The sequence below is a fragment of the Bradyrhizobium diversitatis genome (assembly GCF_016031635.1).
GTDB lineage: Bacteria > Pseudomonadota > Alphaproteobacteria > Rhizobiales > Xanthobacteraceae > Bradyrhizobium > Bradyrhizobium diversitatis.
The window spans coordinates 238,505-256,922 of the sequence record NZ_JACEGD010000005.1 but is presented as its reverse complement, the minus strand read 5'-3'; the positions used below and the strand labels follow the sequence as shown (position 1 = coordinate 256,922).

At 64.8% G+C, this 18,418-nt stretch carries 17 protein-coding genes and 1 pseudogene; 8 read left to right on the top strand and 10 right to left on the bottom strand.

The window, feature by feature from the left end:
* Positions 1 to 42: 42 nt before the first annotated feature.
* A complete protein-coding gene (gene rpmF, locus H1B27_RS06595) occupies positions 43 to 225 on the bottom strand; it encodes a 50S ribosomal protein L32 (protein ID WP_007598106.1) in 183 nt (60 codons plus the stop codon).
* 169 nt (positions 226 to 394) lie between these two features.
* Positions 395 to 1,069, bottom strand: a complete 675-nt coding sequence (gene mtgA, locus H1B27_RS06590) for a monofunctional biosynthetic peptidoglycan transglycosylase (RefSeq protein ID WP_197965421.1) — start codon at positions 1,067 to 1,069, stop codon at positions 395 to 397.
* A gap of 161 nt (positions 1,070 to 1,230) precedes the next feature.
* On the opposite strand from mtgA, the gene H1B27_RS06585 reads away from it, so the two are divergent.
* Both H1B27_RS06585 and H1B27_RS06580 read left to right on the top strand, forming a co-directional pair.
* The gene (locus H1B27_RS06585) at positions 1,231 to 2,154 is read left to right on the top strand and encodes a polyprenyl synthetase family protein (RefSeq protein WP_197965420.1); all 924 of its coding nucleotides are present in this window, start codon (positions 1,231 to 1,233) and stop codon (positions 2,152 to 2,154) included.
* 9 nt (positions 2,155 to 2,163) lie between these two features.
* Positions 2,164 to 2,856, top strand: coding sequence for a DUF1345 domain-containing protein (locus H1B27_RS06580; RefSeq protein ID WP_197965419.1), 693 nt, complete (start codon positions 2,164 to 2,166; stop codon positions 2,854 to 2,856).
* A 322-nt stretch (positions 2,857 to 3,178) separates the two neighbouring features.
* On the opposite strand, the pseudogene H1B27_RS06575 reads toward H1B27_RS06580, so the two are convergent.
* Positions 3,179 to 3,608, bottom strand: a pseudogene (locus H1B27_RS06575) (GFA family protein).
* 95 nt (positions 3,609 to 3,703) lie between these two features.
* Here H1B27_RS06575 and H1B27_RS06570 point away from each other — a divergent pair.
* From H1B27_RS06570 to H1B27_RS06560, 3 genes are all read left to right on the top strand, one after another.
* Positions 3,704 to 4,078 carry a nuclear transport factor 2 family protein gene (locus tag H1B27_RS06570; protein ID WP_061879813.1) on the top strand — a complete coding sequence of 125 codons (375 nt, stop codon included), beginning with the start codon at positions 3,704 to 3,706 and terminating at the stop codon, positions 4,076 to 4,078.
* A 187-nt stretch (positions 4,079 to 4,265) separates the two neighbouring features.
* Positions 4,266 to 5,123, top strand: coding sequence for a class A beta-lactamase (bla, locus tag H1B27_RS06565; protein WP_197965418.1), 858 nt, complete (start codon positions 4,266 to 4,268; stop codon positions 5,121 to 5,123).
* Between the two features lie 49 nt (positions 5,124 to 5,172).
* Entirely contained in the window at positions 5,173 to 6,780 is a 1,608-nt protein-coding gene (locus tag H1B27_RS06560; RefSeq protein ID WP_061879815.1) for a Na+/H+ antiporter, read from the top strand.
* Between the two features lie 100 nt (positions 6,781 to 6,880).
* On the opposite strand, the gene H1B27_RS06555 is transcribed toward H1B27_RS06560, so the two are convergent.
* The 5 genes from H1B27_RS06555 to H1B27_RS06535 form a co-directional block, all read right to left on the bottom strand.
* Positions 6,881 to 7,696 carry an N-acetylmuramoyl-L-alanine amidase gene (locus H1B27_RS06555; RefSeq protein WP_061879816.1) on the bottom strand — a complete coding sequence of 272 codons (816 nt, stop codon included), beginning with the start codon at positions 7,694 to 7,696 and terminating at the stop codon, positions 6,881 to 6,883.
* Between the two features lie 318 nt (positions 7,697 to 8,014).
* Positions 8,015 to 8,911: a TauD/TfdA dioxygenase family protein gene (locus tag H1B27_RS06550; RefSeq protein WP_061879817.1), complete on the bottom strand. Its 897-nt coding sequence runs from the start codon at positions 8,909 to 8,911 to the stop codon at positions 8,015 to 8,017.
* Between the two features lie 259 nt (positions 8,912 to 9,170).
* Positions 9,171 to 10,454 (bottom strand): flavodoxin-dependent (E)-4-hydroxy-3-methylbut-2-enyl-diphosphate synthase, encoded by a 1,284-nt coding sequence (ispG, locus tag H1B27_RS06545; RefSeq protein WP_197965417.1) that lies wholly within the window; start codon positions 10,452 to 10,454, stop codon positions 9,171 to 9,173.
* A 12-nt stretch (positions 10,455 to 10,466) separates the two neighbouring features.
* Complete coding sequence (locus H1B27_RS06540) at positions 10,467 to 11,420, bottom strand: DMT family transporter (RefSeq protein ID WP_197965416.1); 954 nt, start codon at positions 11,418 to 11,420, stop codon at positions 10,467 to 10,469.
* Positions 11,421 to 11,455: 35 nt separating this feature from the next.
* Positions 11,456 to 11,950: a Fur family transcriptional regulator gene (locus tag H1B27_RS06535; RefSeq protein WP_028176819.1), complete on the bottom strand. Its 495-nt coding sequence runs from the start codon at positions 11,948 to 11,950 to the stop codon at positions 11,456 to 11,458.
* Between the two features lie 157 nt (positions 11,951 to 12,107).
* Here H1B27_RS06535 and H1B27_RS06530 point away from each other — a divergent pair, with 157 nt between their 5' ends.
* The 3 genes from H1B27_RS06530 to H1B27_RS06520 are packed head-to-tail and all read left to right on the top strand — an operon-like array spanning position 12,108 to position 15,347.
* On the top strand, positions 12,108 to 12,590 hold the full coding sequence (locus H1B27_RS06530) for a MarR family winged helix-turn-helix transcriptional regulator (protein WP_197965415.1): 483 nt from the start codon (positions 12,108 to 12,110) through the stop codon (positions 12,588 to 12,590).
* Positions 12,583 to 13,752, top strand: a complete 1,170-nt coding sequence (locus tag H1B27_RS06525) for an HlyD family secretion protein (RefSeq protein ID WP_197965414.1) — start codon at positions 12,583 to 12,585, stop codon at positions 13,750 to 13,752. Before H1B27_RS06530 ends, H1B27_RS06525 begins: the two co-directional genes overlap by 8 nt.
* Positions 13,753 to 13,790: 38 nt before the next feature.
* Positions 13,791 to 15,347, top strand: coding sequence for an MDR family MFS transporter (locus tag H1B27_RS06520; protein ID WP_061879821.1), 1,557 nt, complete (start codon positions 13,791 to 13,793; stop codon positions 15,345 to 15,347).
* A gap of 191 nt (positions 15,348 to 15,538) precedes the next feature.
* On the opposite strand, the gene H1B27_RS06515 is transcribed toward H1B27_RS06520, so the two are convergent.
* Together H1B27_RS06515 and H1B27_RS06510 are read right to left on the bottom strand one after the other, a co-directional pair.
* Positions 15,539 to 16,603 (bottom strand): phosphotransferase, encoded by a 1,065-nt coding sequence (locus H1B27_RS06515; RefSeq protein ID WP_061879822.1) that lies wholly within the window; start codon positions 16,601 to 16,603, stop codon positions 15,539 to 15,541.
* 76 nt (positions 16,604 to 16,679) lie between these two features.
* Entirely contained in the window at positions 16,680 to 18,368 is a 1,689-nt protein-coding gene (locus H1B27_RS06510) for a methyl-accepting chemotaxis protein (RefSeq protein WP_197965413.1), read from the bottom strand.
* Between the last annotated feature and the right edge of the window lie 50 nt (positions 18,369 to 18,418).

Below are 18,418 nucleotides of genomic sequence, written 5' to 3'. Positions count from 1 at the left end.
TCACGCGGGTTCAATCATCCCGCCTGAGGAAAGGTCCTGCCTTCAGGACTCTTTCTTCTTCAGGACCTGACGGCCCTTGTACATGCCGGTCTTGAGGTCGAGATGGTGCGGACGACGGAGCTCGCCGGAGTCCTTGTCTTCCACATAGGTCGGCTTCTTGATGGCGTCAGCCGAGCGGCGCATGCCACGGCGCGACGGCGAGGTTTTTCTTCTCGGAACGGCCATTTCAATATCCTCTAGGGATTGGTGTCATCGGGGCATCGTCCGGGGAGGGACGGCTCAGCACCCGCAATACGAGGCGAGCTGAATGCCGATCAAGGCCGCGCTTATAGAGGAAGGCTGGCCGTAAAGCTAGGCTCTTGGGCCGGAAAATGCGCCCGGAATGGGCCAAAAATCAGCGATTTTCGCGCCAACAGGTCGCAAGCGAGTTCGCCTGCCCCCGCGCCATATAGGTGGCTGCCAGCCGCCGGACGCCCGGTCCCGGGGTCCGGGCGCTGCGCTTGACCGGATTCGGCAGGATCGAGGCCAGAAGGGCCGCCTCCCGCGGGGAGAGGCTGGCGGCCGATTTGCCAAAGGCATAGGCGCTGCCCGCCTCGACGCCAAACTGGCCCTGCGGACCGAACTCGGCGATGTTGAGGTAAATCTCCAGGATCCGCGGCTTGGGCAGGACGAGATCGATCCAGAGCGCCAGCGGGAATTCCAGCGCCTTGCGAACGAAATCCCGCCCCTGCCAGAGGAACAGGTTTTTCGCCACCTGCTGGGTGATCGTGGAGGCGCCCCGGAACGGCGTGCCATCCTCCTGCGCGTCGTCGATCGCCTCGCGCAACGCGCCCCAATCGATGCCGTGATGCTTGCAGAAATGGGCATCCTCGGCCGCCACCACGGCGCGCGGCAGATAGGGCGACATGTCAGCAAGATCGATCCACGTCCGCTGCATCGGCGCGCCCCGGAGCGAACGCCAGGCCATCAGCGTCGAAACCGGATGGCCGGTGCGGTAGAACGGCGCGATCACATAGGGCGCGAGAGCCGCGACCACGAGCGCCAGGAGAAGGATTTTGACGATGCGCAAGTCGACCTTTCCGGCGCAAAATGAAACGAGGCCCACGGCTGAGCCATTAAGTCTGTGATAATTCGGGCCTTTTCCAGCACTTTTTAGCCCTTCCAAACGATTGACTGGCGCGGGCGCATAAAGGATTGTCCGGCCGAATTTTAGTTCTGGAGCCCTTCTTGATGACCGGCACGTCCCCGTCCGATTTCGCCAAACGTCTGGACAAGACCGCTGATGACACCGAGGCCCTGCTCGGGCGGCTATTGTCGGACGACATCCTGCACGACGAGATCGCCCGGCCCAAGCGACTGATGGACGCAATGCGCTATTCGAGCCTGAATGGCGGCAAGCGTCTGCGGCCGTTCCTGGTGGTCGAAAGCGCCGCCGTCTTCGGCGTGCCGCGCGAGGCGGCCCTGCTCGTAGGCTCCGCGCTCGAATGCATTCACTGCTATTCGCTCATCCATGACGACCTGCCGGCGATGGACAATTCGGACCTGCGCCGCGGCCGCCCCACCCTGCACAAGAAGACCGATGACGCGACCGCGATCCTCGCCGGCGACGGCCTGCTGACGCTCGCCTTCGACATCATCACCCGCGACGAGATCCATCGCGACGCCAATGTGCGGCTGCTGCTGACGCGCGCATTGGCGCGCTGCGCCGGCATCGGCGGCATGGTCGGCGGCCAGATCCTCGACCTCGCCGGCGAAGGCCGCTTCGGCGGCAACGAGCCGATCGACGTCGCCCGCATTCAGCAGATGAAGACCGGCGCGCTGCTGCGCTACGGCTGCATCGCCGGCGCGATCCTCGGCCAGGCCTCGCAAAAGGAGTATCAGGCGCTCGACGATTACGGACGCGCGCTCGGCGAAGCCTTCCAGATCGCCGACGATCTGCTCGACGTCGAGGGCGATGCGGCCGCGCTCGGCAAGCCGGCCGGCGCCGATGCCGCGCTCGGCAAGACCACCTTCGTCACTCAGCTCGGCATCGAAGGCGCCAAGCAGCGCGTGCGCGATTTGCTCGCGCGCGCGGACAACGCAGTGTCGATCTTCGGCGACCGCGCAACCGTGCTGCAGGCCGCCGCGCGATTCGTCGCCGAGCGGAAAAACTAGCGCGCGCCGATGGCGGCCGGCGGCAAAGAGGATCCCGTTCTTGTCCGCTTCCGCCAGATGTCGCGGCCGATGCGGCTGCTCTATGCACGGCCGCGGACGTTCATTGCGCTCGCTGTCGGCGTCCTCGTCTGCCTGCTTATGCCAGGTACGCACCGGCTGGTGACGCGGCTCCTGTTCGGATGGGACGCGCTGATCGCGGTCTATCTCGGGCTGGTCTATGCGATGATGCTCTGCAACGACCACCGGCACATCCGTCGCGCCGCTGCGATGCAGGATGACGGCCGATTCGTGATCCTGCTCGTCACGGCGACCGGTGCCTTCGCCAGCATCGCGGCAATCGTCTCCGAGCTGGGCACGCCGCAGCGCGGGAGCCTGGAGCTGACGATCGCGATCATCACCATCGTGCTGTCATGGGCTGCGGTGCACACGATCTTCGCACTGCACTACGCGCATGATTATTATCGCGACGCTACGGCAGGTGGCCTGCAGTTTCCGCGCGGCGACAAGGACGACCATGCCGACTATTGGGATTTCGTCTATTTCTCCTTCGTGATCGGCATGACTGCGCAGGTCTCCGACGTCGGCATCACTGACAAGACCATTCGCCGCACCGCGACGGCGCACGGCATCGTGTCCTTTATCTACAACACGGCGTTGCTGGCGCTGACAGTGAACATCGCGGCGAGCGCGATCTCGAAATAATCCGTCGTCCCGGCCCTCGCCGGACGATCCAGAAAGTAGCGGTCAGTAACACACCTCGGCGTTGGGGTCGTTGCCGGGGCCGCCGCCGCCGCGATATTCGAGACGGCAACCGCGATGGACCGGACGACAACCGGTATTGTTGCAGTAGACCTGCCCGCCACTCGTCGCGCGGCCGGCGCCAGCAGCAGCAATGCCGGCAGCGGCACCATGGGCGCCCGCCGCCTCGCCAGACTGACGACGCTGCCGTGCGGGACGCTGGTCGCCGTCGTCGCGCCACCGCGGTCGCAGTTCGCCGTCGAATGGCCGCGCGGTCCGGGCTCCCTCAGACAGCCCCGATGTGCCCCCGATATTGCGGCAGATTGTCCGTGATCTCGTGCCAGGGCGCCTTCGAGCCGACGAAAATATGGGCGCTGGGCCGGATCGAGGGGGCATCGACCAGGGTGCCCATGGCGACATGGACCCATTGTCCTTCACGCACCCGGGAATAGAGCAGCGAGCCGCAGCGGGCACAATGCGCATTATGGGTGGTATCGTCGCCGAAAATCATCCGCTGGTCCTCTCCCCGGACGATGCGGAGCTTGTCTTCCGCGATGCCGGGCGAACGGCTTGAAGGCGGCTCCGGTGGTGCGACGGCAGTTCGAGCAGTGGCCGTTCATCGCATAGGAGAACGCATCCTCCACTTCAAAGCGCACAGCGCGGCAATAGCATTCGCCGGCGATGATACGAGCGTTCGAATTGTATGATCCGGTCATGACGATTGCCTTCGTGCAAGCTGCCCACAGACCCATAGCGCATTTTGACGTATACGACTAAGTTCGCTCCGCGCCATTATGCAGAGGAATGACTCATGAACCAGGACCGTTCGAGCGTCGAAGCCGTCGTGCAATCCTATTTTGACGGGCTCTATGAGGGCGACGCCGAAAAGCTCGGCGCCATCTTCCATCCCTCTGCCGATCTGCGCTGGGTCGAGAAGGGCGAGCTCCAGGTTCTGACCGTGCCCGACTGGCTCGATCGCGTTCGCAAGCGCGCCTCGGCCAAAGCCGAGGGCAAGCCGCGCGAAGATTTCGTCGTCACGATCGACCGTTCCGACGACAAGACCGCCTTCATCAAGGTGCGCTGCCAGCTGCCGCCGCGCTATTTCACCGACTATCTGGTGGCGATGAAGCTCGCCGACGGCTGGCAGATCGTGTCGAAATCGTACAGGTACGACCTGCGGGAGTGAGCCCTCCCGATCTTCCGCTGCCCGAAATCTGTCGCACTCGTTCTCCATTCGTCATTGCGAGCGAAGCGAAGCAATCCAGAATCTCGCCGCGGAGGCCGCCTGGATTGCTTCGCTCCGCTCGCAATGACGGTGCGGATAAGGCGTCCGCTACATCCCCACACCGTCTGACCCACGCCAAAGGTCTCCCATGCTTGTCGATCGCCGATCCCTGCTCGCCTCCCTGTGCTGGATCGCCGCTTCTCCCGCGCTCGCCGCGGAGACGCCGGCCGAACTCGAAGCCTATGAGCGCGACACTGGCGGGCGCATCGGGCTCTATGCGGAGAATCTTGCGACCGGCAGGAAACTCGCCTGGCGCGCCGACGAGCACTTCGTCATGTGCTCGACATTCAAGGCCTCGCTTGCGGCCTGCGTGCTGGCGCGGATCGATCGCGGCGAGGAGCAGCTTGCGGCCATGATCCCTTACGGCAAGGCCGATCTCCTGGAATACGCACCGGTCGCCAGGCAAAATCTCGCGGCCGGCAAGATGTCGGTCGGCGAGATGTGCAAGGCGATCGTCGAGCTCAGCGACAACACCTGCGCCAATCTGCTGCTGGCGCGGATCGGCGGGCCCGCCGCGCTGACTGCATTCTGGCGATCGCTCGGAGATACCACCTCGCGGCTCGACCACAACGAGCCAGAGCTCAACCGCTCACGGCCCGGCGATCCCCGGGACACCACGACCCCCGCGGCGATGGCGGGCAATCTGCGGCGGCTGGTGCTGGGCGAGGCCTTGTCGACGCAATCGCGCCTCCAACTGACCGACTGGATGGTGAATTGCAAGACCGGTGCGAACCGGCTGCGTGGTGGCCTGCCGGCAAGCTGGAAGATCGGCGACAAGACAGGCAATAACGGCAAGGATGCGTCGGGCGATATCGCGGTCGTCTGGCCGAAGCCGGATGCGCCGATCCTGATCGCGGCCTATACCCAGGGCGGCACGCCGAATGCGGCGCAGATCGCGACTTTATTCGCGCAGATTGGACGGATGGTCGCCGGCCAGCTGGCGTGAGCAGCGCCGCATTGACCTTGCGCGCGCTTCCGGGTCAAGACAGGCCATCATGGAAGCGAAATTTCAGACCTTTCTCATCCTGCTTGCCGTGCTGGCGGGCGTGGCGCTGGCCGCGCGCCGCTTCAACGTCGCCCCGGCCATTCTGCTGATGCTGGCCGGCGTCGGCCTGGCCTTCGTGCCGGGCATGCCGCCGGTCGAGCTGCCGCCGGAACTGGTCCTCTTGATGGTCCTGCCGCCGCTGATCTACTCGGCGAGCGTCGCCATGAGCTGGCGCGAGTTCAGGAACAATTTACGCCCGATCGTGCTGCTCGCGGTCGGCGCGGTGATCTTCACCGCGGCGATGGTGGCGGCCGCCACGCATTACATGATCGGCCTGCCCTGGACCGTCGCCTTCCTGCTGGGCGCCATCGTTGCGCCGCCCGACGTGGTGGCGCCGCTCGCGATCGCGCGCCGGCTCAACATGCCGCGCCGGCTCCTGGTCATCCTCGAGGGTGAAGGGCTGGCCAACGACGCCACTGCGCTGATCCTCTACCGCTTTGCGCTCGCCGCGATCATGGTCGGACATTTCTCGCTGCCGCTCGCGGCCGGCGAGTTCCTCCTGATCGTCGCCAGCGAGATCGCCTTCGGGATCGGGGTCGGCTGGCTCTCCCTGCGCTTCCGCAAATGGTCGGGGGATCCGCAGGTCGAGCTGACGTTGTCGCTGATCACACCCTATGTCTCCTACTGGCTGCCCGAACATGTCGGCGGCTCCGGCGTGATCGCGACCGTCGCCTGCGGCCTCTACGTGAGCTGGAACGGGCCGCTGCTGATCTCGTCGGCAACGCGCCTGCAAGGTATCTTCTTCTGGGATCTGGTGATCTATCTGATCGAGGGCATGCTTTTCCTGCTCACCGGCTTCCAGATGCGCGCGCTCTACGAGAAGTCGAAGTCCTTCCCGCTCGACGACATTCTCATCGCGACGGCAGTGGTCCTGGTCATCGTCGTGATCGCGCGCTTCGCCTGGCTCTACCCCGCGACCTACCTGCCGCGGATGCTCAGCAAGTCGTTGCGCAAGCGCGACCCGTCGCCGCCATGGCAATGGCCGTTCGTGCTCGCCTTCACCGGCGTGCGTGGCGCCGTGTCGCTGGCGGCCGCGCTGGCGCTGCCGTTCACGCTGCCTGATGGCGAGGCCTTTCCATATCGCGACCTGATCCTGTTCGTCGCCTTCGGTGTCATCTTCGTCACGCTGATCGGCGTCGGCCTGACGCTGCCGCCGGTCGTGCGCTGGCTCGGCGTCGCCGAGGCCGGCCGCCACGAGCATGCCGCCGAGCACGAAGCCGAGATCGCCGCCCGCCGCCAGGCGCTCGATGCCGCGCTGGAATCGCTCGACGCGCTGACCGCGCAGAAGGAAGTATCCGAAGAAGTGATGCGGCTGCTGCGCGCACGGCACGATATCCGTGTCAACCAGCTCCCGGACTCGCTCGATCCCAACCACCACGACGTCTCCGCCGCCGGCACCACGCTGACCCGCGAGCTGATCGCCGCCGAAAGAAAATTCATCCACGACCTCCTGCGCGAGGGCCAGATCACCGACGAAACGCGGCGGCGAATCGAACGTGACTTGGACCTGGAGGAGGCAAGTCTGGCAAACCGGGAGTATCGGAGAATGCCGCTGTAGCTTCTCGTCATTGCGAGCGCAGCGAAGCAATCGAGAGTCCTTCCGCGGAGAGCCTGGGCTGCTTGGCTGCGTTCGCAATGACCAACGCGAACCGAACTCGCTACCGCCTCTCGCAAAACTCCCTCATCGCAGCTGCCACGGCGCCCGCGACCGCTTCGTGCCGCTCCGCCGAGTTCAGCTCCATTTCCTCGTCGCGATTGATAATCGAGCCGGCCTCGAGCAGCACGGCGGCGCTCCTCGTCCGCGACAGCACGATGAGCCCGTCATAGCGATAGACGCCGACGTCCTTGTCGAGCAGCTGGCGCCGGTAGCGGCCCATCACCGGCAGGGTGTACTGGCTGGCATAGTGCAGGCCCTGCTGCTTCAATTGCCGGCCGATCATCCGGGCCAGCATCAGGCTGGTGGCGAAGTGCGGATTCTGCCGCGACACGAACAGCGAGTGCCCCGAAAAACGATCGCTGAAATAGCTCTTTGCGCCGTCGAACTCCCAGGTCTCCAGCAGCTTGTCCGGCACCGAATCGTGATGGACCGACAGGAACAGGTCGGTCCGGCCTTCGTTCGCGGCACTGACGCGCTTAAACAGGCTCGGCCGTGCCTTGCCGTCCGTGACCAGCAGGCGGGTTTCGGCAAAGCCTTCGGACCTGAGCTTCGCCGTGATCAGCCTGGCGAGGCGGAAGTTGAAGCCGAACTCCGGATCATTGCGCGCGCTCAACGCGCCGTAGGAATCGGGGGTGTGCCCGACGTCCACGACGATCTTGAATTTCGGCATCTCGCATTTTGCCGATGATTGCGGCTGCTTCGGCTTGGTCTTCGCAACCTTTCGCGCAGCAGCAGCCTCGCCGCTGCCAACAGTCGCAAGCGGCGACAGCAAGATCGACGCGACCAGCCCGACGATGATGCTTCGTAGTTGCGCCAAGCGCTACTCCGCTGCTGCGATCCAGGGACGACCGACGAAGCCGGCAACGTCGCCGAAGCGTTCCAGCATCGCCGGCGGCAGGTGCTTGGTCTTGCTGGGAATGCTGGCGGCGGCGCGGAGCATGGCTGATCCTCCCGATTTGTTTTCGAGAAGATTGGCGCGGGAGCGGGAGGACGTCAACGCAAGACAGCACTCGCGTCCCGGACGCGTCGCGTCATGAAATGACGCGACGCAGAGCCGGGACCCATCGTTATTACCTGGGCCCCCGCTCTGCAGTGCAGTGCTGAAGGAGCGCTGCGCTGCGTCCGGGGCACGAGCCTAGATCGGCCGCTCCCCCGTCACCGTCACGCGCGTGCCCGAGCGCGTGTGCGGCCAGTAGTCCCACATCGCGCGGTGCTGGGTGCAGCGGTTGTCCCAGAAGGCGATGGCGTTTTCGGTCCAGCGGAAGCGGCACTGGAACAGCGGGTTCTCGGCGTGCTGGTAGAGATAGGCCAGCATCGCATCGCTCTCGTCGCGCGGGATGCCGTTGATGTGGCGGGTGAAGCCGCGGTTGACGTAGAGCGCCTTCCTGCCCGTGACCGGATGCGTGCGCACGACGGGATGCTCGGCATGCGGATAGGACGGACGATCGGCGACGCCATAGTTCGTATAGAGCCCGCGATAGATGGGCTCGCCATCGTGCAGCGCGGTGAGCCCGTCGAGATAGGCCTTCATGCGGTCCGACAGCGCCTCATAGGCTGCGTACATGTTGGCGAACAGCGTGTCGCCGCCGCGTGGCGGGCATTGCCTGATGTACAAGATTGAGCCCATCGGCGGCTCGAGATCGCAGGACACGTCGGAATGCCAGCCCTCGCCATTGGCGCGCGGCGAATTCTTGTCCGCGTAGATCTTCATCAGCGCCGGATCGTCGTCCTCGTGCGGCGCGGCCGGATGAACATGCAATTCGCCGAACTTGCGGCCAAAAGCGAGATGCTGCTGCGGCGTGATGTGCTGGTCGCGGAAGAAGATGACGAGGTTTTCGGCGAGCGCGCGGTGGATCTCGTCCATCTGCCGGTTGGAGCGGGTGTCGCCCTCGACGAGCGCGCCGATATCGACGCCCGAGATCTCCGCGCCGATGATGGGGGTGAGCTTCTCGACCGCGATAGTTTCGTACGGCGCGCCGTCGTCAATCGTGTGGCGATAGCGCGGGCCCTGCTTGCCGGCGAGTGAGCTCATGGCGTGTCTCCCGATCATTGTTGATTGGGAGCATGGTAGCGTGCAGTGATGGATGTGCAACCAGCAAGCACAGTCGTCGTCCCGGGGCGCGCGGAGCGCGAGCCCGGGACCCATAACCACAGGATCAGGTTTGGCGAAGACCCGGAGTGACGGCCCGTCGTAACCACAAAATCCTGTGGTTATGGATCCCGGATCGGCGCGCGCTTGAGGCGCGCTTGTCCGGGACGACTGACGTGTGTGGAGCGCTGGCGGAGTGAAACTATTCCGCCGCTGATACCGGCATCTTGGCGCCCTGGCCGTAGCGCTGGTCGATGTAGTCGATCACCAGCGCCTTGAAGTCGGCTGAGATCGTCGGGCCGCGCAGCGTGCGGAATTTCTTGCCGTCGACGAAGACAGGCGCGGCCGGGGCTTCGCCGGTGCCCGGCAGCGAGATGCCGATATTGGCATGCTTGGACTCGCCGGGGCCGTTGACGATGCAGCCCATCACCGCGACGTTGAGCTCCTCGACACCCGGGTACTTCGTCTTCCAGGTCGGCATCTCGTCGCGGATGAAATCCTGGATCGAGCGCGCCAGCTCCTGGAACGTGGTCGAAGTGGTGCGGCCACAGCCGGGGCAGGCCGCAACCAGCGGCACGAAGGTGCGGAAGCCCATGGTCTGCAACAGCTCCTGGCCAACCTGCACCTCGCGGGTACGGTCGCCGCCGGGCTCCGGCGTCAGCGAGATGCGGATGGTATCGCCGATGCCCTGCTGCAACAGGATGCCGAGCGCGGCCGAGGAGGCCACGATGCCCTTCGAGCCCATGCCGGCCTCGGTCAGGCCGAGATGGATGGCGTAGTCGGAGCGCGACGCGAGATCCTGGTAGACCGCAATGAGATCCTGCACCGCCGAGACCTTTGCGGAGAGGATGATGCGGTCCTTGGGCATGCCGAGCTCTTCGGCACGCGCGGCCGAGAGCAGCGCGGACTGCACCATGGCCTCGCGCGTCACCGCGCGCACGTCGCGCGGATTGGCCGACGCGGCATTCTCGTCCATCAGCTTGGTCAAAAGCTCCTGGTCGAGCGAGCCCCAATTGGCACCGATGCGGACCGGCTTGTTGTTCTTGTTCGCGATCTCGATGATGTCGGCGAACTGGGTGTCGCGCTTGTCCTTGAAGCCGACATTGCCGGGATTGATACGGTATTTCGCCAGCGCCTCGGCGCAGGCCGGATAGGCCGCGAGCAGCTTGTGGCCGATATAATGGAAGTCGCCGATCAGGGGCGTCGTGATGCCGCGCTTGGCGAGGCCGTCACGGATGTGCGGAACGGCGGCAGCGGCCTCCTCACGGTCCACGGTGATGCGGACCATTTCGGAGCCGGCGCGCGCGAGCGCTGCGACTTGGGCGATGGTGCCGTCGATGTCGGCGGTGTCGGTGTTGGTCATCGACTGCACGACGATCGGCGCACCGCCGCCAACGGCGACGTTGCCGACCTTGACCTGAGTGGTCCGGTGCCGGGGCGCGGGGCCCGCGACGTCGGAATCGAGGGGATTTTCGAGCTTGTTCATGGGGTCTAAATATCAGGTTTTGGTGACGTTCAGCAATGCATCACGCGGCGCCGCAGCCGCTTGGCTCGGACGGTTAACCAGAAAAAGCCCAGCAATTACAAGGACCGCGGCGGCCCCGAATGCCAGGCTCAGGGTGTCGTGCATGATGAAATAGCTACCGACCACGCCAAACAAAGGGGTGATGAAGGTAAAAGCCGACAATTTGCTGGCCGAATAGGTCTTCACCAGTGCGAACCAAAGCGTGAACGTGGTTCCCACCACCCAGATCGCCTGGAACGCCATCAGGCCGAGCGATAGCGGCGCCGGCATGTGCGTGATCGATTCGCCGAACAGCCAGGCCGCCAGCCCCAGGATCGGGATCGAGGTCGCGACCTGATAGCCCAGCGCCTTCTCGGGCGCGGCGAAGCGCAGCCGCGTGCCCTTGGCAACCAGGGTCGTTGCCGCCCACAGCGCGGCGCCGCCGACGATCATGAGATCGCCGAGCAGAACATGCGAATCGACATTGGGTTGCGGCACGCCGATCGCCAGCGCGACGCCGGCAAAGCTGATGGCCAGGCCCAGCCATTGCGAGCCGCCAAGACGCTCGCCAAGCACCTGATAGGAGCCGAGCGCCACGAAGAACGGTGCCGTGTAGAGGAACACCACCGCACGCGAAGCAGACGTGAGACGCAGCCCCTGGAAGATCAACACGAACTCGATGCCGAACATCAGCCCGGCGATCAGGCCGGGCTTCCAGGTGCCGTCACGTTCGAAGAAATTGACGCCACGCAGGGTGCCGATGATGAACAGCACCGGTAGCGCGCCCATCGAGCGGATGGTGGCCTGGAGCATCGGCGGAATGTCCGGCAGCACCAGCTTCACCGCGATCTGGTTGAACCCCCAGGTCAGGCACAGCATGAGCATCAGGGCAATGGCGCCGGCACTGAGGGGGCGTGCGGCGGAGGGCACGATTTGAGACGAGGACATTTCTTCCCGAATACCGGCTTTGCGCCGTTGTTGGTCTATGCAGTCTTCTGACAATGGGTGCAGACGCCCGTGATCTCCACCACGGACAATTTGGGGGCAAAGCCCGAGGCGCGCGCGGCCGCGTTGAGATCCCCGGCAAAGGACGCCGAAGGGATCTCGCCGACGAGGCCACAGCGCTCGCAGATCAGGAACGCCACGGCCGAGGTCGCATCGTGATCATGGGCGGCGCAGGCGAGATAGGCATTGCGGCTCTCGATGCGATGCACGAGGCCGTTGGCCATCAGGAAATCGAGGGCACGATAGACCGTAATCGGCGCCGGCCGCGCCATCGATTTTGCCAGTTCGTCGATCACCTCATAGGCACCTAGCGGGCGGTGGCTGGAAAGCAAGGCTCCCAGCACCTGGCGGCGGATTGGCGTGAATTTCTGCGCGCGCTGCTCGCAGACGGCCTCGGCATGCGCGAGCGCATCCGCGGTGCAGCGGCGGTGATCGTGATCGGGCGCGGGAAATACCGGGTTTGCGAGGGTCATGCGGCCAATCTTTTAGCATTTCGGCCCGGGAACCCAAAGCACGACACTGCAAACGGCTGCCAGCCATGCCCGCGCTGCGGGACAGCCACCCGCTAATCCGCCATGAAATAATCATAAGCTTGCTTATGATATCTCCTGCTTATTGGAGACCAAGCTCATGACCCGCGGGTCTGTCGACCAGAACTTCCTGTTCACGCTCGCAGAGCTCTACCGCCTGCTGCGCGTCTATGCCGACAAGGAGGCCTCGCGGTTCGGCATCACCCGCGCGCAATGGGCCGTGCTGGCCAAGGTCGAGCGCAGCGAGGGCATGAAGCAGTCGGAGCTCGCCGAGCTGCTCGAGGTGCAGCCGATCACGCTGACGCGCATGATCGACAAGCTCTGCGACAACGACTGGCTCGAACGGCGCAGCGACGCCTCGGACCGCCGCGTCAAGCGCCTCTATTTGAAGAAGGCCGGTCGGCAGCTGCTCGGCCGGATGACCGGGCTCAGGTCCGAGATCACCGCCAACGCGCTCGACGGCATCAACCCGGCGGATGCCCACCGTCTCCTCACCCAGCTCGAAACCATCAAGGAAAACGTGCGGACCGCGATCCAGGCCAGCGGTGCGGAACAAGCGCGTAAGGAGCAGCGCTATGGCTGATCAGGTTCTCAAGTTCCAGCCCGAGCAGAAGAGCGAGGGCGGCAAGCCGACGAAGAAGGCCGGCGCCGATCCGCGCCGCCGCCTGCTGGCGGGCCTGCGCCGCTATCGCCGTTTCCTGTTGCTGGTCGTGCTGCCGGTCGTCGTCGCCATCGGCGGCCTCACATTCTATCTCAATGGCGGACGCTATGTCGGCACCGACGACGCCTATGTCGGCGCGCAGAAGGTGCTGGTGACGCCCGACATCTCCGGCAAGATCCAGAAGGTGGTCGTGAAGGAGGGCCAGCTCGTCAAGCAGGGCGACGTGCTGTTCGAGATCGATCCCGTGCCGTTCCGCCTCGCGGTGGACGAAGCCAGAGCACAGCTGACGCAGGCGCTGACGACCTATGAAAACCTGCGCGCCAACATCAAGATCTATGGCGACATGCTCAACCTCGCCCAGCAGGGCGTCGATCTGAAGCAGCGCGACGTCGAGCGCAAGCAGGCGCTGGTAAAGAACAATTACGGCTCGCAGCTCGACCTCGACAACGCCTCGAACGCGCTGGTCACGTCCGGATCCGTGGCGCAATACGTCAGGCAGCAGCTCTCGACGGCGAAGACCCAACTGCTCGGCGATCCCAACCTGCCGCTGGAAAAATTCCCGGCCTATGCGGAGGCCAAGGCCAAGCTCGACAACGCCGAGCGCAATCTCGACCACGCTGTGGTGCGCGCCTCGATGGGCGGTGTGGCGACGCAGGTCGAGCAGATCCAGCTCGGCCGCTACGTCGCTGCCGGCACGCCGGTATTCACCATCATCGATGTCGCCCATCCCTGGGTCGACGCCAACCCGAAGGAGAGCGACCTCACCTACGTCACCGAAGGTCAGCCCGTGACGCTCGAGGTCGATGCGTTCCCGAACCACGTCTTCAAGGGCAAGATCGGCTCGCTCTCGCCCGGTACCGGTGCGCAATTCGCGATCCTGCCGCCGCAGAATGCCACTGGCAACTTCGTCAAGGTGGTGCAGCGCGTGCCGATCCGGATCTATTTCGACGAGACCGACAAATATGTGCGGAAGCTGAAAGCCGGCATGAGCGTCTATGCCACCATCGACACCGGCCACAAGCGCTCGCTGGCCAGCCTGTTCGGCCTGTCGGCGACAGCGGGCCAGGACAAAGATCAAGACTAAGAAAGACCGAGCTAGAGACTGCGACAAGGACTGATTCGATGTCCGACGCCAATGCCAGCCTGATGGTCCCCGGCCTGCGCCGAAACATGGTGACGATCTGCGCCATGACCGCGACCATCATGCAGGCGCTGGACACCACCATCGCCAACGTCGCCCTGCCATACATGCAGGGCAGCCTGTCGGCTTCGCAGGACCAGATCAACTGGGTGCTGACCTCCTATATCGTCGCCGCAGCGATCATGACAGCGCCGGTGGGCTGGATCGCCAACCGCTTCGGCCGCAAGCGCATCTTCATCATCTGCGCGGCCGGCTTCACCATGGCCTCGGTGCTGTGCGGCCTCGCGCAGGACATCAACCAGATGGTGCTGTTCCGCCTGCTGCAGGGGGTGTTTGGCGCGGCCCTGGTGCCGCTTTCGCAATCGGTCATGCTCGACTATTACACGCTCCAGGAGCGCGCCAAGGCGATGGCGATCTGGGGCATGGGCGTGATGATGGGCCCGATCATGGGGCCCTCACTCGGAGCCTGGTTGACCGAGACCTATTCCTGGCACTGGGTATTCTTCGTCAACCTGCCGTTCGGCGCCATCACCGTGCTCGGCCTCATCGTCTTCATGGATGAGACCGAAAAGAACCTCAGCCTCAGATTCGACTGGTTCGGTTTCGCCGCGCTGGCGGTTGCCATCGGCGCGCTGCAGCTCGCGCTCGACCGCGGCGAGCAATTGGGCTGGCTGGAATCCAACGAGATCCTCGCAGAGTTCATCGTCGCGGGGGTCGCCTTTTACTTCTTCCTCGCGCATTCCTTCACGACGTCGACGCCGTTCATCCGCTTCGCGCTGTTCCGGGATCGCAACTTCGTCACCGGCTGCGTGTTCATGATCGTGATGGGGCTCGTGCTGTTCTCGACCATGGCGCTGGCCTCGCCCTACATGCAGAACGTGATCGGCTATCCCATCATCACCGCCGGCCTGCTGCTGGCGAGCCGCGGCTTGGGCACCTTCTTCGCCATGATGCTGGTCGGCCGCATGATGCGCTATGTCGAGGCGCGCACGCTGATCATCGCCGGGCTGGCGCTGACCGCCGGCTCGCTGTTCCAGATGACCGGCTGGACCGACCTGACCCAGGTGCCGGAGATCGTCACCGTCAGCGTCATCCAAGGTTTTGGCTTCGGCCTCGTCTTCGTGCCGCTCTCGACCGTGGCTTTCCTGACGCTGTCGAACGAGCTGCGCACCGACGGCACCGCGATGCTGACCCTGATGCGCAACGTCGCAAGCTCGGTCGGCATTTCGATCGTGATCGCGCAATTGACGCAGGGCACGCGGTGGACCTACGCGATCCTCTCCGAGCACGTCAACCCGTTCAACCACGCACTGCAGATGCCCGGCGTCAGCGGCATCATCAATCTGTCCACCGACACCGGCCGCGCCATGGCCGACAGGATGGTCAGCGTGCAGGCGCAGATCATCGCCTTCTCCCATGATTACCAGCTGGTGATGATCTTCGTGCTCTTTACCCTGCCGCTCGCCTTGCTGATCGGCTCCACCAAGGCCACGCTGCGCAAGCAGGCGGCGGGGCCGGAGCATGCGGTGATGGAGTAACGCCCCAAACACCGTTTGTCGTCCCGGACAAGCGGAGCGCAGTTCCGGGACCCATACCCACAGGAAGACGTTGTTACGGGAATTCGGAGTTATCACTTTCGCAAGACCACTCCGTTCCGGGAGTATGGGTCCCGGATCGGCGCGCGCTTTGGGCGCGCTTGTCCGGGACGACACTGAATATGCGGCTTGCCCTACCCCAACAACTCCTCGCAGCCTAGATCGTCGACCGCCGCAAACACCCGCTCCAGATTGTTCCACCAGATTACCCGCGGGATATCGATGCTCCACTGCCAGACCGGCCTCGTGATCTGCCAGAGCACCGCCCAGCGATAGTCGCGATCGAGAGCGCCGCGCGAATAGCCGGTGATGCCGCTTTCGATCAACGTATCGTGGTAGACATTGAGCAGCGCGCGTTCGAGTGCCTGCCGGCGTTCCGGATACCAATGCATGGCCATCATATAGGCGAGGTCATGAGTCGGAACATTGATGCTCCAAAGATCGAAATCGAAGATGCGCACGGTATCGGCAACGCCCGCGCGCGGCAGCAGGAAATTCCAGATATGAGCGTCGCCATGGGTGATGCTGAGGTGGCGGCGTGAATGGTAGCGCTGGGATAGCGGTTCCGACTGATCGATGACACGGCGGTAGAGAATGCGCCGTTCTTCGCTGAGGCGATCACCGAGCATATCGGCGAAACGATCGTAGTGGCCGGCAAAGGTCTCCATACGCTGCGCGCTATCCTCGGCGCTCGCCAACGTGCCGACGCTGTCACCAAGATCGGGATGGTCCCACCATGCCGCATGCCAACGTGCGAGCGTCGTGACGATCGCGACCGCCTGACCGCGCGACGGCGGCAACGGCCATTGGGTCGCGGTTGCATGGCTGTCGGTGAGATCTTCGAGCAGAAGATGCCAGGCTAGGCTCCGCTCGTCGAAATGCCCATTGAAGCAGCGCGGCACGAGTCCCGGCGGCATTCTCGGTGCGAGCTGCATGTAGTAGTCCACCTCGCGCCTGCCGCCATTGGCGAGACGCTCGGCGAAGGCGGAATTGGGCATTTTGAGGATCAGCGACTGCGGAGCGCCGGCGGATTCGCCGACATAACGCAGGCCGAGACGGATGATATGCGACACGACGGTGTCGCGCTGATGCAGCACCTTCACTTCGCGCACCGCGCCGGCGTCCAGCACGCCGCCCCGGCGCAGCGCGGCCGTCAGTCGGGCGGGCTCAACGACCGCCGGCAATTGTGGAGATGTCATGAACCACGATGCCCCTATCCCGCGCCATACTGCACGATCACACTTCAGGGCACCAGCGGCGGAGCTGATGCCAGGCTCAAGCCGCCGCCGTCGAGTCGCGCACGGTTCGCACCACGACCGACCGCAGCTGTTCGAGATTGGCCGCCATCCCGGCGATCGCCTGCCTGACGTCCGCGGCGCGCTGGTTGACGGAGGCGGCGTCGCGGCTGACATCGCCGATCTTGGCCGAGACCTCCTTCGCCGCGGCGGCCGATTCGGAAATCGACCGCGAGATCTCCCGCGTCGCGGCATCCTGCTCTTCCATCGCGGCGGCGACTGAGGTCGCCACGCCGTCGATCTCGACGATGTGGCTCCCCATGGCCTCGACGGAATCGACCGCGGCCTGCGTCGAGGCCTGGATCTCCGCAATCAGCCGCCCGATCTCCTCGGTGGATTTGGCGGTCTGGTCGGACAGGGATTTCACTTCGGCGGCGACCACCGCGAAGCCCCGGCCGGCTTCGCCCGCGCGCGCCGCCTCGATCGTGGCGTTGAGCGCGAGGAGGTTGGTCTGGCCCGCGATGCCGCCGATCAGGTCGGAGACCTCGGCGATCTTCTTCACCGACCCGGCCAGCGCCTGGATGGTCGAACGCGCCTGCTCGCGGCCGGCGACCGCCGATTTGGTGACGGTGCTGGTGCGCGCGACCTGGCCTGCGATCTCGCGGATCGAGGCGCTCAGTTCTTCGGCTGCGGCCGAGACGGCCTGCGAGCTGCCGAGGGCCTGCGTCGAGGCCGCCGCGACCGCCTGCGACTGCGCAGAGAGCGACTTCGCGATCTCCGACAGGCCGGAGGCGGCCCGCTCGACGCCTTGCGTCGCCGCGGTCGCGGTGTCGACCGAGCGGCCGGTCTCGCGCTCGACGGTTTCGGCCATCTGGTGCAGGGCGGAGCGCTTGGCAAGCGCCGCCTCCTGCTCCTGCCGCAACTGCTCCTCGCGCAGACAGGAATTCTCGACCGCCGCCTGCTTGAACACGAGAAGCGCGCCCGCCATCGAGCCGACCTCGTCCTGGCGGTGCGCGAACGGGATGTCGGCGGCGAGATCGCCGGTCGCGAGCTTCTGCATCGTATCCGTCATGCGCACGATCGGACGCACCACGCCCAAGGCAACGCCGAGCAGCCCCGCGGCAATGAAGGCCAGGACGGCGGCGGAGACGCCGAGGAGAATATAGAGCATGGAGCTGTCGCGGTCCGCGGCCAGCTTTTCCATGGCCGCATTCTGCTTGTTGGCGTTCTCGACGATGCTGTCGATGACGGCGCGATGCCCGGTATAGGCCTCCTTGAGCTGCGCATAGGCGCGCTCGGAAGCCGCCGCATCCTTGGCTTTGAGGGCCGGCAGCAGCTGTTCGGACGCCTTCCAGAATTTCTGCACCTGGGCATCGGACTTCGACACCAGCGCGGTCTTCAGATCTGCCGAGAGGCTGGAGGAGACCCAGAACGCCTTGCGCTCGTCGTAATCCTTGCGGAGCTGGACCAGGCGCTCGCCGTGGGCGGCCAGCTGGTCCGGCTCGCGCATGGCCAGCGTCGCCTCGAGATAGGCTTCGATGACGTATTCCGGCGGCGGCAGGATGTCGGCGATGAGGTCGTTGCCGAGCTTGATGTCGGAATAGAGCGGGCCGCCGACCTTGAGCTCGCGCAGCGCATAGAGGCTGGTGGAAACAACCGCAGCAAAGCCGATGGCAAGGACGATCCCGAAAGCGATGATCGCGGCCGACAATGACAGACGAATCTTCATGAAATAATCCAGGACGCGCGCTGAAACCGCGAGGAGCCTAGATCAATATG

Bases quoted from the DNA above. Each gene is read 5' to 3' on its own strand.
- rpmF (WP_007598106.1), bottom strand. From the start codon at position 225: ATGGCCGTTCCGAGAAGAAAAACCTCGCCGTCGCGCCGTGGCATGCGC.
- ispG (WP_197965417.1), bottom strand. From the start codon at position 10,454: ATGAACAAGCTCGAAAATCCCCTCGATTCCGACGTCGCGGGCCCCGCG.
- H1B27_RS06550 (WP_061879817.1), bottom strand. From the start codon at position 8,911: ATGAGCTCACTCGCCGGCAAGCAGGGCCCGCGCTATCGCCACACGATT.
- H1B27_RS06535 (WP_028176819.1), bottom strand. From the start codon at position 11,950: ATGACCCTCGCAAACCCGGTATTTCCCGCGCCCGATCACGATCACCGC.
- H1B27_RS06585 (WP_197965420.1), top strand. From the start codon at position 1,231: ATGACCGGCACGTCCCCGTCCGATTTCGCCAAACGTCTGGACAAGACC.
- H1B27_RS06520 (WP_061879821.1), top strand. From the start codon at position 13,791: ATGTCCGACGCCAATGCCAGCCTGATGGTCCCCGGCCTGCGCCGAAAC.
- H1B27_RS06580 (WP_197965419.1), top strand. From the start codon at position 2,164: ATGGCGGCCGGCGGCAAAGAGGATCCCGTTCTTGTCCGCTTCCGCCAG.
- H1B27_RS06570 (WP_061879813.1), top strand. From the start codon at position 3,704: ATGAACCAGGACCGTTCGAGCGTCGAAGCCGTCGTGCAATCCTATTTT.
- bla (WP_197965418.1), top strand. From the start codon at position 4,266: ATGCTTGTCGATCGCCGATCCCTGCTCGCCTCCCTGTGCTGGATCGCC.
- H1B27_RS06525 (WP_197965414.1), top strand. From the start codon at position 12,583: ATGGCTGATCAGGTTCTCAAGTTCCAGCCCGAGCAGAAGAGCGAGGGC.
- H1B27_RS06510 (WP_197965413.1), bottom strand. From the start codon at position 18,368: ATGAAGATTCGTCTGTCATTGTCGGCCGCGATCATCGCTTTCGGGATC.
- H1B27_RS06560 (WP_061879815.1), top strand. From the start codon at position 5,173: ATGGAAGCGAAATTTCAGACCTTTCTCATCCTGCTTGCCGTGCTGGCG.
- H1B27_RS06530 (WP_197965415.1), top strand. From the start codon at position 12,108: ATGACCCGCGGGTCTGTCGACCAGAACTTCCTGTTCACGCTCGCAGAG.
- H1B27_RS06515 (WP_061879822.1), bottom strand. From the start codon at position 16,603: ATGACATCTCCACAATTGCCGGCGGTCGTTGAGCCCGCCCGACTGACG.
- H1B27_RS06540 (WP_197965416.1), bottom strand. From the start codon at position 11,420: ATGTCCTCGTCTCAAATCGTGCCCTCCGCCGCACGCCCCCTCAGTGCC.